Genomic DNA, 13,468 nt, shown 5'->3' with positions numbered 1-13,468 from the left:
CCGGATTTCACCACCGCCGTCGCGGCTAGTACCCTGAAACTGGAACACGTTCCAATTCGTCTCAGGGGGCACCCGTGAACGCCAACGACGTCGATCCGGCCGAGGTCCAACCCAGTGCCGTCACCAAGTGGGACCCGGTCCTGACCGAACGGGTGATGGGGTGGCTGCGGCCGCTCGTCAAGGGCTACCACCGCGCCGAGGTGCACGGGCTCGAGGACTTCCCAGCCGGTGGTGCACTCGTCGTCGGCAACCACTCGGGCGGGCTGTTCGCCATGGACGTACCGGTCTTCGCCGCCGGCTTCTACGAGGAGTTCGGCTTCGACCGGCCCGTCTACACGCTGAGCCACGACCTCATCTTCGCAGGCCCGACCGCGGACTTCTTCCGCAAGACCGGCTTCATCCCCGCCAACCACCACAACGCCGACGAAGCCCTGCGCTCGGGCGGTGTGGTGGTCGTCTTTCCCGGCGGTGACTACGACGTATACCGCCCGACGACGTCCGAGGCCAAGATCGACTTCGACGGCCGCACCGGCTACGTCAGGGCCGCGCTGAATGCCGGCGTGCCCATCGTGCCCGCGGTGTCCATCGGCGGTCAGGAGGCCCAGCTCTTCCTGTCCCGCGGTGAGTGGCTGGCCAAGGCGGTTCGACTCGACAAGCTCCTGCGGGTCAAGATCTTGCCCATCTCGTTCGGGTTTCCGTTCGGGCTGTCGGCCGTCCTCCCCATCAACGTGCCGCTGCCCACCAAGATCGTCACCCGCGTACTGCCACCGATCGACGTCGTCGCCGAGTTCGGCGAGGACCCGGACGTCGACGAGGTCGACGCCCACGTCCGTCACGTCATGCAACGTGCCCTCGACGAATTGTCAAGAGCGCGCAAACTTCCCGTGCTCGGCTGATTCGATGGGACTCGACGACCAGCTGGCAGGCACGCTCGGACTGGTGACGACGATGGTGCGCGCCGGTGTCATCGCCCCGCTGCGACCCGACAAGTACCTGCGCATCGCGGCCGCAATGGCACGCGAGAACATGGGCATCACATCGGGTTTCGCGAGCTCGGCCCAGCGCTGCCCGGACCGGCCCGGCCTGGTCGACGAGATTGGCACGCTGACCTGGCGTGACCTCGACCAGCGCGCCGATGCCTTCGCCACCGCCCTGCAAGCACTGCCCGGCGGGGCGCCCGACGTCGTCGCGATCATGGCCCGCAACCACCGCTGGTTCGTCGAGAGCCTGATCGCCGCCAACCGCATCGGCGCCGACGTACTGCTGCTCAACACCTCCTTCGCCGGGCCCGCTCTGGCCGACGTGGTGGCGCGCGAGGGCGCGGGCAAGTCGCTGGCCGTCGTCTACGACGAGGAGTTCACCCGCACCGTCGACCGCGCTCTCACTGGTCAGCCCGCGGCCGCGCGCATCGTCGCGTGGAGCGACACGGGCGAACCCGAGCCCACCGTCGAGACGATGATCGGCGAGCACTTCGGCCGGTCCCCGCAGCGGGCCGGCGAGAAGTCCAAGGTCATCCTGCTGACGTCGGGCACCACGGGAACACCCAAGGGCGCCAAGCACTCCGGCGGCGGCCCGCAGACCCTCAAGGCCATCCTCGACCGCACGCCGTGGCGCACCGAGGAGGTGACCGTCGTGGTCGCGCCGATGTTCCACGCCTGGGGTTTCTCGCAATTGGCGTTCGCCGCATCCATGGCCTGCACGATCGTCACCAGGCGCAAGTTCGACCCGGAGGCCACGCTCAAGCTCGTCGACCGGTATCGCGCGAGCGGATTGTGCGTCGTCCCCGTCATGTTCGACCGCATCATGGCGTTGCCGGAGGAGGTGCTGGCGCGGTACAGCGGGCGGTCGTTGCGCTTCGCGGCGGCCTCTGGCTCCCGGATGCGCCCCGACGTCGTGACCGCGTTCATGGATCGCTTCGGCGACGTGATCTACAACAACTACAACGCCACCGAGGCCGGCATGATCGCCACCGCGACGCCCGCCGACCTGCGCGCCGCGCCCGACACGGCGGGCCGGCCCGCCGAGGGCACCGACATCCGCATCCTGGACGCCGAGCGCCGCGAACTGCCCACCGGTGAGGTGGGCACGATCTTCGTGCGCAACTCCACCCAGTTCGACGGGTATACCTCCGGTGCCACCAAGGACTTTCACGACGACTACATGTCCAGCGGCGACGTGGGCTACCTCGACGCGGCTGGGCGGCTGTTCGTGGTGGGCCGCGACGACGAGATGATCGTCTCCGGCGGCGAGAACGTGTACCCGATCGAGGTCGAGAAGACGTTGGCCGCCCATCCCGACGTCACCGAGGCCGCCGTGCTCGGCGTGCCCGACGAGCAGTATGGCCAGCGCCTGGTGGCATTCGTCGTGCTCGCCGCGGACGCCTCCGCCGACGTGGACGCACTCGCCGACCACGTCCGCGAGAACCTGGCGAACTACAAGGTGCCCAGGGCGATCACGGTGCTCGACGAACTGCCCCGCGGCAGCACTGGCAAGATCCTCCGGCGTGACCTCGAAGAGCTCGTCGAAACGAATGGTGACCGCACTGAGAAGCCGTAGCGGACGCAGGCATTTCCCGCTGCTTCGCGCGACGGCCGAGGTGCTCAACGCCGCCAACGCCGTGCGCCCGTTGGGCCGCGAGGGATACGTGACCCTACCGGTGTTCGCGTTCGGCTGGCCGACGGGTGAGGCCACCCCGGTGGTGGTTGGTGCGTCGATGCTCGACGCCGCCCGGCGCGGATTGCGCGGTGACTTCGCGGGACGCCGCGGCCGGGTCGCCCTGGCGCTGACGGCCACCGCCTGGGGGTTGCTCGGCTACGTCTATGCCCGCAACGCGCGCTCGCAGGACAGTTTCGAGGGCCCGCTGCGCGAGACCCTCGGCGCGGACTACGAATCCGTCATCGCCGAGGAGCGCCGGCGCCGGCCGCACGGAGTGCTGCGCACCTCGTGGGCCAGGCGACAGTACGTCCAGAAGACCAGCGTCGTGCGCTACGGTCCGCACCGGCAGAACGTGGCCGACGTGTGGCGGCGGGCCGACCTGCCCCGCGACGGGCGCGCACCGGTGCTGCTGCAGGTTCCTGGCGGGGCGTGGGCGATCGGGATGCGCAGGCCCCAGGCCTACCCGCTGATGAGCGAGCTCGCCGAGCGCGGCTGGATCTGCGTATCGATGGCCTACCGGGTCAGTCCCCGCCACACCTGGCCCGCCCACATCGTGGACGTCAAGCGAGCCCTGGCATGGGTCAAGGAGAACATCGCCGAGTACGGCGGTGATCCCGACTTCGTGGCGATCACCGGTGGCTCGGCCGGTGGACACCTCACCGCACTCGCGGCGTTGACGCCCAACGACCCGCAGTGGCAACCCGGTTTCGAGGACGCCGACACCTCGGTGGTCGCCGCCGTGCCGATCTACGGACGCTACGACTGGTTCACCAGGAAGGGTGCCGGCCGGCCCGAGTTCATCGCGATACTGCAGCGCTACATCGTCAAGAAGCGCTTCGCCGAGCACCGTGACGTCTACCTCGAGGCCTCGCCGATCACCAAGGTGCGCTCGGATGCCCCGCCGTTCTTCGTGCTGCACGGCGCCGACGACTCGATCATCCCCGTGCGGGAGGGCCGTGACTTCGTCGCCGCGCTGAAGTCCGTGTCCACCAATACCGTTGCCTACTCCGAGATTCCGCACGCCCAGCACGCGTTCGACTTCTTCGGCTCACCGCACGGGCACTTCACGGCCACGGCCGTCGCACACTTCCTGGACTGGGTGCGGGGCCGCAGCTAGGCCAGCGTGGTGTGCATCAGCATGACGTTGTACGCCGACCACAGCGACAGGTTGTAGTACAGCTCCTTGCCCGTCGACCATGGGTGCAGGAAGGGCGCGTAGATCCCACCCGGAATCTCCGCGGAGGTCACCACCACCTGCTCGGGTCCCCACGGTCCCTGCGGCGCGGGCGCCGTCCGCAGCACCACGTCGTTGGTCGAGCCGTTGCAGTACATCACCAGGTACTGCTTGAGATAGCTGTTGTACTGCGCCGACAGCTCCCCCATCGGGCCGGGGATCACCGGGGTTGCCGCCGCCGGATTTCCCGGCACCCAGGTGCCGCTGTCACCGTTCCAGTACTCGTACTTCGACAGGTCGGGGATCAGCCCGGGTGACACCCGCGCCACGTATCCCGCGCCACCGCGGCCGTTGGGCGTTCCGAACGTGTACAGGTACGGGTCGCCGGGTCCCGGTTTGAGGAACGCGCCCATCTGGAAGTTCTCGTTGCCGCCGCTCGGGGTGCGAATGGTGCCGGGGTAGACGCCCCAGGTCTCGCCGTTGTCCGGTGACATCGCGATCGCCGAGAAGTTCGTCGACCAGGCACCGTAGCTGTCCCAGCTCTTGATCGACATGAAGTTGAGGAACTGCTTGCCCCCGACCGCGACGCCCGCCGTCGGGATGATGCCGGTCTCCTCGGGCGCCTGGCCGATCGTGTTGACGATCTGCTTGGAGATGCCTGGCCGCCACACCGGCGAACCCGAATAACTGTTCCCCGGAACGCCGTTGGGCACTTCGATGGTCTTGGCCAGCGACCGGTCCGAGCTGCGGAACAGCGTGTTGTACCGCCACTGCTTGCCAGGGATGACGCAGTAGCCGTTGGTGTCGCCGAAGGCCATCAACACCTGATTGTTCGCGGGATCTCCGTTGTCCCACATGATTCCGAGATCGGTTCCGGTGATGGCGAAGCGCTGAATGGTGGCATTCGGGCTGTCCGGTCCGGTGACCCACCCGACGATCGAGGTTCCCGCCGGCGCCGCCGGGATCGGCACCGCCGCGGGTGCGGGTTGCGGGGCGGCGGCGGGGGCGGGCGTCGTCACCTCGTTGGCGGCGCCCCCGGGACGCGGTGCCGGCACGACCGCGGCCTGCTGCTGCACCGGCGCCGACTGCGGTGGCGGGGTCAGTGCCTTGATCAGGGCTGGCAACAACCCCAGTTTGGGAAGCGGCGCCGCGTCGTTGGCCCCGGCGGGCCGGTGTCCCGTCGGACGGTTGAACGGCGAGATGCCCGAGGGACTCGGGATCTGGAAGGCCTGCGTGGCTAGCGGCTGGGCGGTCGCGGCGGCACCCTGGCATGGTTCGGCGTTTGCCGGCGCGGCGACACCGGTGACGAATCCGAGGCCGACGGCCGCCGCCAGCGCCATCGAGACCGAGGCACTGCGAGGACGCCGCGACATGTCACACCTTCCGAGGAGGACGTCGCAACGACGTCGACTGTGGTCAATGTGACGATAGTGACTGGTGAGACGCAGTGGCGCGGGCTAGGGCCTCTTGGTATCGCCCCGTGACCGTGTCGCAACCGAACGGCGACCTGACGGCTACGGCGCCATCGCACCCTGGACCACGGTCAGCTCCTCGGAAAGCCCTGCCGCCCGGCGAATTTCGATGAATGCCTGGACCATCGCGGCGGTCAGTTCGTGTGCGTCCTCGAGGGTGGCGCCGTCGGAGAGCACCGAGACGTTGAGCTGGTCGACGTAACTCCAGACGGTGATGTTCAACCCGCTGCCGGTGGTGAGCGGACCCACCGAGTAGATCTCGGTGACCAGCGCGCCACCGACCCTGCCGTGCTCGCGCGGACCCGGCACGTTGGAGATCGGGAGGTTGAGCACCTTGTTCTGGCCGTCCTTGCTGGCAAGCCAGCGGAACATCGCCTGGGCCGGAGCGGGCGGGAAGTACGCCGACCACCGCGGCACCAGCTCGGGTCCCATCAGGTGGTGCGCCTCCTTGGCCGAGACCGCGGCGTCGTGCACGGCGCGGACGCGCTCGAGAGGGTCTTCCCGCTCGACCGGCAACGTCATCATGACGCCGGTGAAGTAGTTTCCCGAGATGCGGTCGCGGGAGAAGTCGAAGCTCACCGGCACCGAGGCCAGCAGGGGATGGTCGGCCTGCCCGTCGTACTTCAGCAGGAGTTGCCGCAGGGCACCGCTGGAGATTGCCAGCACCATGTCGTTGATCGTCACCTCTAGCCGCTTGCAGGTCTCCTTGACGTCGGCGAGGGAGAGGGTGGCCGTGGCGAACCTGCGGGTCGCGTCGACCATGTGGTTCATGAAGGTGGGCGGCGGGGTGAAGGGACGGGTCAGCTCCGGGCCCAGCTTGCGCGAGCTCTTGTGCACGCGACCCAATCCCTTTGCGGTATAGCGCATCACACTCGGCAGTCGGCCGATCTGCCGGACGTGGTCGGCGAAGGCGGTGCGCACCAGCTCGGCCTTGCCAGGCGCTGGATCGGTGGCATAGGAGTCCCGATCGTCGGGCCCTGCCTGCAGATCCATCCCGCGGGCCATCAGGTTGGCCGATGCCACGCCGTCGGCGAGCGCGTGGTGGATCTTGCCGAGCACCGCGATCTTGCCGTCGGCCAAACCCTCGATGAAGTACATCTCCCACAGCGGCTTGCTGCGGTCGAGCGGTGTGCTGGCGATCCGGCCCACGGCGTCGTCGAGCTCGCGCCGCCCACCCGGGCTGTCGATCCGGTAGGGCCGGATGTGATAGTCCAGGTCGACCTCGCAGTTCTCCCGCCACATCGGGTGGTGGAACTGAAACGGGATGTCGACGAGCTCGTAGCGGAACGGGTCGAGCTTGTAGAGCCTGCCGTGGATGACCCTGCGGAACTCCTCGACCCCGAACGACCGCCCCTCGAGGGCGTCCAGGGCGATCACCGCCAGCTTCAGCGTGTGCATGTGCACGGACGGCGTCTCGCTGTAGAGCAGAACCGCGTCCCACCCGCTGAGCCTCTTCACGCGGTTATATAACCGCCCTTGCCCCGACCGTCGTCTGGTTTCGGTGAACCTCGTTGAGGAACAAGCCGATCGCGGTGGCCATCGACCCGGTGCGCGCACCGTCGGTCATGTCGAATCCGTGTCCTGCACCGGGCAATTCGACGTAGCCGACGACGTTGCGCGAGTCACCACGCAGCTTCTCCACGAAGTCGCGCGCCTGCTGAACCGGGATGACGGTGTCACCACTGCCGTGGATCACCAGGAATGGCGGGGCGGCAGCGTGGGTCCTGGCGATCGGCGAGGCCTTCCGAAAGATCTCCGGGTGCCTGGTGATCTTGCGCTTGACCACGACCCGTTCCAGGAAGTCGACGAAGCGGACCCGCTCGACGGTCGAACGGTCCTCCCAGTCGTAGCGACCGTAGATGCCGACCACGGCGTCGACCGAGGTATCGGAGCCCTCCGGCAGATCGCGCTGCAGCTCGGAATCGTTCGGGGTCAAGCCGGCCAGGGCAGCCAGGTGACCGCCTGCCGACGTGCCGGCCACCGCGACGAAGCTGCGGTCACCACCAAACTTGTCGACGTTGGCGCGCGCCCACGCGATGGCGGTCTTGACGTCGGTGAGGTGCTGCGGCCAAGGATGATTCGGCGCCACCCGGTAGTCGATGGACAGGCAGACCCAGCCCATCTCGGCCAGGTGCGACATCAGCGCATACCCCTGCAGGATGCGGCCACCGTGTACCCATGCCCCACCGGGCAGGAAGATCATCACCGGTGCCGGCTGGCTTGGCAGCTCCTCCAAGCGCCACACGTCCAGCAGCTGGGACGGACTGTCGCCGTAGCGAACCGAGGACCGGTAGACCTTGCGTCGGTGCTCGAGGGCCTTCCACACCGGAGGGGTGCGCTCGGGCGCCGGCCAGGTGATGTCGAGATCCTCGGCGGGTACGACGCCGCGCAACGCGGCCTCGGTGACGGCGCTGGTGGCGTCGCGCTGTTCCTTCTTGATCTTGCCGATGCCAGGGGTGAACCACGACTTGACGGCGGCCCCGACGAAGTCCGGCGCATGCCGCGCACCCCAGACGCTCATGGCCGTGACGCCCCCGAGCGGTTCGAGGTGCCGTCCGATGACCGGCAGGGACGCCGCCGCAACGCTCATCGCGAGCAGATAGTCGGCCGGACCTGCGTCCAGCACCCAACGTGCCCGCGTGGTGAGGGTGGGGCCGGGGTACCGGGTGTCCGGTCGAGCCGTCATTTCGTGAGATTACCCCGGTTGCTCCGAGCTACACGACAACTACGGAAAGTTGTCTACCGCCGGTCGGTCACTCCTGGCTGCCTGGCGGCGGCCGGTTCGCGACCACCGGGAACTGCCCGGTGTAACCCTCGCGCTCCTGGGCGACGGCCAGCACGCGCGACCGCACCGCGAACCATCCGATCACCAGCGCCGGGATGATGACCACCAGCGAGGCCACGGTCCAGGTGCCGATCGGCGGGTCCATCGCCATCAGCACCAGCACGCCGAGCAGGAAGGCCAGTGTCAGGTAGCCCGTCCAGGGGGTGCCCCACAACCGGAACGACGGCCGTTCCAGGATGCCCTTCTTGGACCACCGGTAGAGCTGGATCTGGCAGATCACGATCGTGCCCCAGGACGCGATGATGCCCAGGGCGGCGACGTTGAGCACGATCTCGAACGCCTCGGCGGGCACGATGCCGTTGAGCAGCACGCCGAACAGCCCGATCACCGCCGTCAGGCAGATGCCGCCGTAGGGCACGCCGCGCTTGTTCATCAGCGAGGTGAACTTCGGCGCACTGCCGTTCATCGCCATCGACCGCAGGATGCGGCCGGTCGAGTAGAGCCCGGCGTTGAGGCTGGAGAACGCCGCCGTCAACACCACGATGTTCATGATCGTGCCCGCGCCGTCGACGCCGATCTTGGAGAAGAAGGTGACGAATGGGCTCTCGCCGGACTTGTACGCCGTGTACGGCAGCAACAGGCCCAGCAGGAACACCGAACCCACGTAGAACAGCGCGATGCGGGCGATGACGGAGTTGATGGCGCGCGGCATGATCTTGGCCGGGTTGGCGGTCTCCCCGGCCGCGGTGCCGACGAGTTCGACTGCGGCGTAGGCGAACACCACGCCAGAGGTCACGATGACCACCGGGAAGAGCCCGGTCGGGAACAGGCCGCCGTGGTCGGCGATCACGCTGAAGCCGGTCGGCTGCCCCTGGATTTGGTAGCGGCCGGCCAGGAAGATCGTGCCGGCGACCAGGAAGGTCACCAGCGCGACGACCTTGATCAGGGCCGCCCAGAATTCGAGTTCACCGAAGACCTTGACCGAGATCATGTTCATGCCGAGCACGATCGCCAGCGCGATCAGGGCAATGAGCCACTGCGGAATCGGTGCGAACGCCTTCCAGAAGTGGAAGTAGGTGGCGATCGCCGTCGAATCCACGATCGCGGTCATTGCCCAGTTCAGGAAGTACATCCACCCGGCGACGAAAGCGGCCTTCTCACCGAGGAATTCGCGGGCATAGGAGACGAACGACCCCGACGACGGCCGATGCAGCACCAGTTCACCGAGGGCCCGCAGGATGAGGAAGACGAAGACACCACAGAAGGCGTACACCAGGAACAGCGCCGGGCCCGCGCTGGCGAGCCGGCCACCCGCGCCGAGGAAGAGCCCGGTGCCGATCGCCCCACCGATCGCGATCATCTGCAGCTGGCGCGGCTTGAGCCCCTTCTCATAACCCGCGTCCTCGGTGGTCAAGGCCGAGTTGTCGTAGTCCCCCCGTTTCTGGGCCCCCTGCTTCGGGTCGGCGGTCATCGGGTACCACCATCGGAGGGCGACCCGACCACGGGCGGCGGTTTGGAGGTGTCGTTGATGTCGCGAAAGGTGAATGCGAAGCCGAAGACCGCGATGATCGCTGCGATCGCATACCCCAGGATCGACCACCAGCCGGCGTGCAGGTAGGCGGTGACCGCGACGATGCCCATGGCCAGGAACACCATCGACATCCCGATCAGGGGAATCTTCGCGGTCAGGTCTACTCGCGCCATGGCACCTACCTCGCACGGTCGATGGGCTGAAGCCGCCGTATGGGGGCTCACTCCGGAACCAGTACATACCCGGTTCTCGGCAGACATTCAGGATTCTGGTCGACTCACAGGTAAACGAGACACGAAACGGCATCGCGGCTGGTCACGGTACGGCCGCAGACGTGGCATGGACCGTACGGCTGTGCCAAGCTCTCTTTCCGTGGCTCGCGAGCAGTTGCCGACACGACGCGGGGACGTCACGACGTGACCGATCCCCACACGTCGCGCATGCCCGCGCTCTCCGACACGCCGGATTCCACCAGGCGCGGCTCGGACCTGGCGTCGGTGCTCGCCGCGCTCCGGGACGACGAGGCGAATGCCGACGGTGACGCCAAGCGCCTGGCCGCCAGGGCCCACCGCCGGGGTGTCCTGACCCTGGTGATGATCGTGCTGCTCGTCGGCGCGGTCATTCAGCTCTCCACCTCCACCCCGGAGACCCGGCCGCCCGCCGAGACCGGCAGCCGGGCAAGCATCGTGTTCGGCAACGCAGGCACCGGAACGTGCCTCGGGTGGCCGCCCGACGCTCCCGACAAGCCGTCGTTCGTCCAGTGCCGTTCGGACCACATGTTCGAAGTCGCCAAACCCGTCGGCATGAACAGCTTCGGGGAGCCGTGCCAACTCGCCGTGCGCGAGTACCTCGGCACCCACTACGACCCCAACAGTCGGTTCACCATCAGCGTGCTGTGGGCAGGCGACACCGACGGCACCAATGCCGGCGGCCGAAATCTACTGTGCGGCCTGCAGTTGCTAGGCCCCGGCGGTAAGCCCATTCCGTTCAAGGGGCGCATCGTCGACCTGGATCAGTCCAAGGTCTGGCCGTCGGGGACGTGCCTAGGCATCGACTCGTCCAACCGCAGCACCGACATTCCCGTCGATTGCTCCGCGCCACACGCCCTCGAGGTGACGGGGTCGGTCGGTCTCGCCGAGCGGTTTACCTCCGGGGTGCCGTCCGACGGCGAACAGCGCGCGTTCCTCGGCGAGGCATGCACCCGGGCAGCGGACGGTTACCTCGCGCCCGCCTCACTGGCCAGGTCCGGTCTGACGCTGGCATACGACACGGTGGCGCCGGCGAGCTGGGCGGCGGGAAGCCGACAGGTCTCCTGCAACGTCGGCAGACCGGCCGAGGCGGGCTGGACCCCCATGACCGGTACCGTCCGGACGCAGTCGCTGGCCGACGTCCCGCCACCGGCCGCACCGCCACCGCCGAGTCCGTCGTCCGAGCCCCCGCCGCCGCCGGTGTACGAGGAGCCCCTGATCCCGGTCGGGCCGCTGTCGAGCGTGCCCTCACCCACGCCGGCACCGTCCGCCACGCCTTCAGCGCCCCCGACGACGACGACTGCCACCGCCGTGCCCACCGAGACCAGTGCGCCGGCGAGCACCACGGCGTCCCCGGGGCCGCCGCCCCCACTCGGTCCCGCCCCGGGGCCCGCAACGCCGCCGAGCGAGACCACCAGCGGACCCCAGCCAGGGGTCCTCGAGATCCCCGGTCTGCCTGCGATCACCCTGCCGGGGTTCGCCCCGGCTGAGCCGGCCCCGGCGGGCTAGGTTCAGCGTCGAAAGGCATTGGCGCACCAGGCCGTCGAGATCACGCCGTCAGGAACGCCAGCAGGTCGGCATTGATGACGTCGGCGTGCGTGGTTGGCATGCCGTGCGGAAAGCCGTCCCCGTAGGTCTTGAGCGTTCCGTTGCGCAGCAGCTCTGCCGACTTCGGGCCGGAGGCCACGTAAGGCACGATCTGGTCGTCGGTGCTGTGCATCACCAGGGTGGGAACGGTGATCTTCTTCAGGTCCTCGGTGAAGTCGGTCTGCGAGAACGCCACGATGCCGTCGTAGTGCGACAGGGCGTCACCCATCATTCCCTGGCGCCACCAGTTCTCGATGACCGCCGCCTCGAACGCTTCGGAGATCTCCCGCCCCTGGTTGTCGAAGTTGTAGAACGGCCCCGACGGCAGCGCCCGGTAGAACTCCGACCGGTTGGCCGCCAGCTGCGCCTGCAGATCGTCGAACACGCTCTTGGGCAAGCCCTCCGGGTTCGCCTCGGTCTGCACCATCAACGGGGGCACCGCGCTGATCAGCACGGCCTTGGCTGCGCGCGCCTCCCCGTGGCGGGCCAGGTAGCGCACCACCTCGCCACCGCCGGTGGAGTGACCGACGTGGATGGCGTCGTGCAGATCGAGGTGTTCGACGAGGGCGGCGAGGTCGTCTGCGTAGTGGTCCAGGTCGTGTCCACCCGGGGTCTGGGTGGACCGTCCGTGTCCACGACGGTCATGGGCGATCACGCGGTAGCCCTTGGCCAGGAAGAACAGCATCTGGTTGTCCCAGTCGTCCGACGACAGCGGCCAGCCGTGGCTGAACACGATGGGCTGTCCGGTGCCCCAGTCCTTGTAGAAGATCTCGGTGTCGTCGGAGGTGGTGATGGTGGCCATGGGTGAACCTTTCGGCGGTCTGCAATGCGTTGACGTGGGCGCGGAGAAGGAGTCAGTCGACGGGGTTGAGACGGCTGACGACCAGCGGGTCGGCCGGAGTGAAGGGGAACGTCGGCAAGTCCTCGATGTGGGTGTCGAATGCGGCGGCCAAGACCTCGCGGCTGTATGCGCTGGCCGATGCACGGTAGCCGATGTCGGCGGGGAACGGCTGGTCGAAGAAGATCAGGAAGTGCCAGTCCTCGGTGCCGAGGTTCTCGATGTGGTGCGGGTAGGCCCGTGGGATGAAGTACACGTCACCGGTCGTCAGCTTCCACGTGTCGAGCGTGCCATCGGGATTCATGATCGTCATGCGGGCGTCGCCGTAGTGCACGTAGCCCATCTCGCCGGTCACCGGATGCCAGTGCGGCTCGCGCATCCCGTCTTCGGTGACGCGCAGGGAGTACATCGACATGTCCTTCAGCGCAGGCCAATACTGATCGCGGGCGAACCGGGCCTGCCCGCTGACGTAGTTCAGGCTGGGCGGCTGCGCTTCGACGTCGTACTTGTGCGGGTCGCCGAATCGGGCCGACGCGGGAATCTCCGGGTTCCCAACGCGGGCGGCGAGCTTGTGGTCGACGGTGGTTCGGCGGATCTTGGCCATGTCGGCCGACGGCAGGTCGTAGGTGTTGCCCAGCACGGCGTCGCTGAACGCACCGAGGGTGGCTCCGAAGCCGAAGTCCTCGGGGCGTTCGTGGCGGAACGCGATGATGAACTCGGCGACGTCGGTGCCGATGTTCTCGATGTGGTGCAACGACCCCGAGTCGACGTGGAACATCTGCCCGGCGGTGATGATGAAGCTGGAGAACCGGCTGTGGTCGTCGAGCACCGAGACCAGCGCGGTGCCGGAGATGCAGTAGGTGAGTTCGTTGGCGTTGGCGTGCCAGTGCGGCGTGCGCATCGCGCCGGGGTTGAGCAGCACGCGCTTGATCGACAGGTTCCTCAGGATCGGCAGGTTGTCGGCCGTGACGCGGCGCATCGAGCCCAGTTCGCTCTCCTCGACGATCTCGCCGTCCAGCAGGGAGGTGGTGTGGCTGCTGGGACTGATGGACGTGGTCATGATGATGCCTCCTCGAGTGTGGCCCGCTGACCCGACGCTACTGCGGGTACGAGGAGAACTCTCGTCGATTTCATCGCCGCCGTCGTCGCGGCTGACCACCATCACACCTGCCGGGTGG

General features: G+C 67.9%; 10 protein-coding genes and 1 pseudogene. 4 read left to right on the top strand and 7 right to left on the bottom strand.

Annotated features, from left to right (window positions below; all coding sequences use genetic code 11):
• Nucleotides 1-74 precede the first annotated feature (74 nt).
• The 3 genes from SBI80_RS22040 to SBI80_RS22030 are packed head-to-tail and all read left to right on the top strand — an operon-like array spanning nt 75 to nt 3,772.
• Nucleotides 75-896, top strand: a complete 822-nt coding sequence (locus SBI80_RS22040; RefSeq protein ID WP_413232775.1) for a 1-acyl-sn-glycerol-3-phosphate acyltransferase — start codon at nt 75-77, stop codon at nt 894-896.
• Between the two features lie 4 nt (nt 897-900).
• Nucleotides 901-2,556: an acyl-CoA ligase FadD12 gene (gene fadD12, locus SBI80_RS22035; RefSeq protein ID WP_318976953.1), complete on the top strand. Its 1,656-nt coding sequence runs from the start codon at nt 901-903 to the stop codon at nt 2,554-2,556.
• The gene (locus SBI80_RS22030) at nt 2,534-3,772 is read left to right on the top strand and encodes an alpha/beta hydrolase fold domain-containing protein (RefSeq protein WP_318976952.1); all 1,239 of its coding nucleotides are present in this window, start codon (nt 2,534-2,536) and stop codon (nt 3,770-3,772) included. Before fadD12 ends, SBI80_RS22030 begins: the two co-directional genes overlap by 23 nt.
• On the opposite strand, the gene SBI80_RS22025 is transcribed toward SBI80_RS22030, so the two are convergent.
• The 5 genes and pseudogenes from SBI80_RS22025 to SBI80_RS22005 all read right to left on the bottom strand — a co-directional run.
• Nucleotides 3,769-5,202, bottom strand: a complete 1,434-nt coding sequence (locus SBI80_RS22025) for a glycoside hydrolase family 183 protein (RefSeq protein WP_413232774.1) — start codon at nt 5,200-5,202, stop codon at nt 3,769-3,771. The genes SBI80_RS22030 and SBI80_RS22025 overlap by 4 nt on opposite strands.
• A gap of 141 nt (nt 5,203-5,343) precedes the next feature.
• Complete coding sequence (locus SBI80_RS22020; protein ID WP_318976951.1) at nt 5,344-6,759, bottom strand: WS/DGAT/MGAT family O-acyltransferase; 1,416 nt, start codon at nt 6,757-6,759, stop codon at nt 5,344-5,346.
• 4 nt (nt 6,760-6,763) lie between these two features.
• Nucleotides 6,764-7,987 carry an alpha/beta hydrolase fold domain-containing protein gene (locus SBI80_RS22015; RefSeq protein WP_318976950.1) on the bottom strand — a complete coding sequence of 408 codons (1,224 nt, stop codon included), beginning with the start codon at nt 7,985-7,987 and terminating at the stop codon, nt 6,764-6,766.
• 67 nt (nt 7,988-8,054) lie between these two features.
• Entirely contained in the window at nt 8,055-9,557 is a 1,503-nt protein-coding gene (locus SBI80_RS22010) for an amino acid permease (RefSeq protein WP_318976949.1), read from the bottom strand.
• Nucleotides 9,558-9,610: 53 nt separating this feature from the next.
• Nucleotides 9,611-9,790, bottom strand: a pseudogene (locus SBI80_RS22005) (hypothetical protein); the annotation flags it as partial.
• A 243-nt stretch (nt 9,791-10,033) separates the two neighbouring features.
• Between SBI80_RS22005 and SBI80_RS22000 the strand changes: the two are divergent.
• Nucleotides 10,034-11,374, top strand: a complete 1,341-nt coding sequence (locus tag SBI80_RS22000; RefSeq protein ID WP_318976947.1) for a septum formation family protein — start codon at nt 10,034-10,036, stop codon at nt 11,372-11,374.
• Between the two features lie 40 nt (nt 11,375-11,414).
• Here the strand turns inward: SBI80_RS22000 and SBI80_RS21995 are convergent, their stop codons facing one another.
• Together SBI80_RS21995 and SBI80_RS21990 are read right to left on the bottom strand one after the other, a co-directional pair.
• Nucleotides 11,415-12,254 (bottom strand): alpha/beta fold hydrolase, encoded by an 840-nt coding sequence (locus SBI80_RS21995; protein WP_318976946.1) that lies wholly within the window; start codon nt 12,252-12,254, stop codon nt 11,415-11,417.
• A 52-nt stretch (nt 12,255-12,306) separates the two neighbouring features.
• Nucleotides 12,307-13,350 (bottom strand): cupin domain-containing protein, encoded by a 1,044-nt coding sequence (locus tag SBI80_RS21990; protein ID WP_318976945.1) that lies wholly within the window; start codon nt 13,348-13,350, stop codon nt 12,307-12,309.
• Between the last annotated feature and the right edge of the window lie 118 nt (nt 13,351-13,468).

It is taken from the genome of Mycolicibacterium sichuanense (genome assembly GCF_033741125.1).
In the GTDB taxonomy this organism is placed as follows: domain Bacteria; phylum Actinomycetota; class Actinomycetes; order Mycobacteriales; family Mycobacteriaceae; genus Mycobacterium.
Note: the sequence above shows the minus strand (reverse complement) of the source record. Positions and strands in the feature narration are given on the sequence as shown.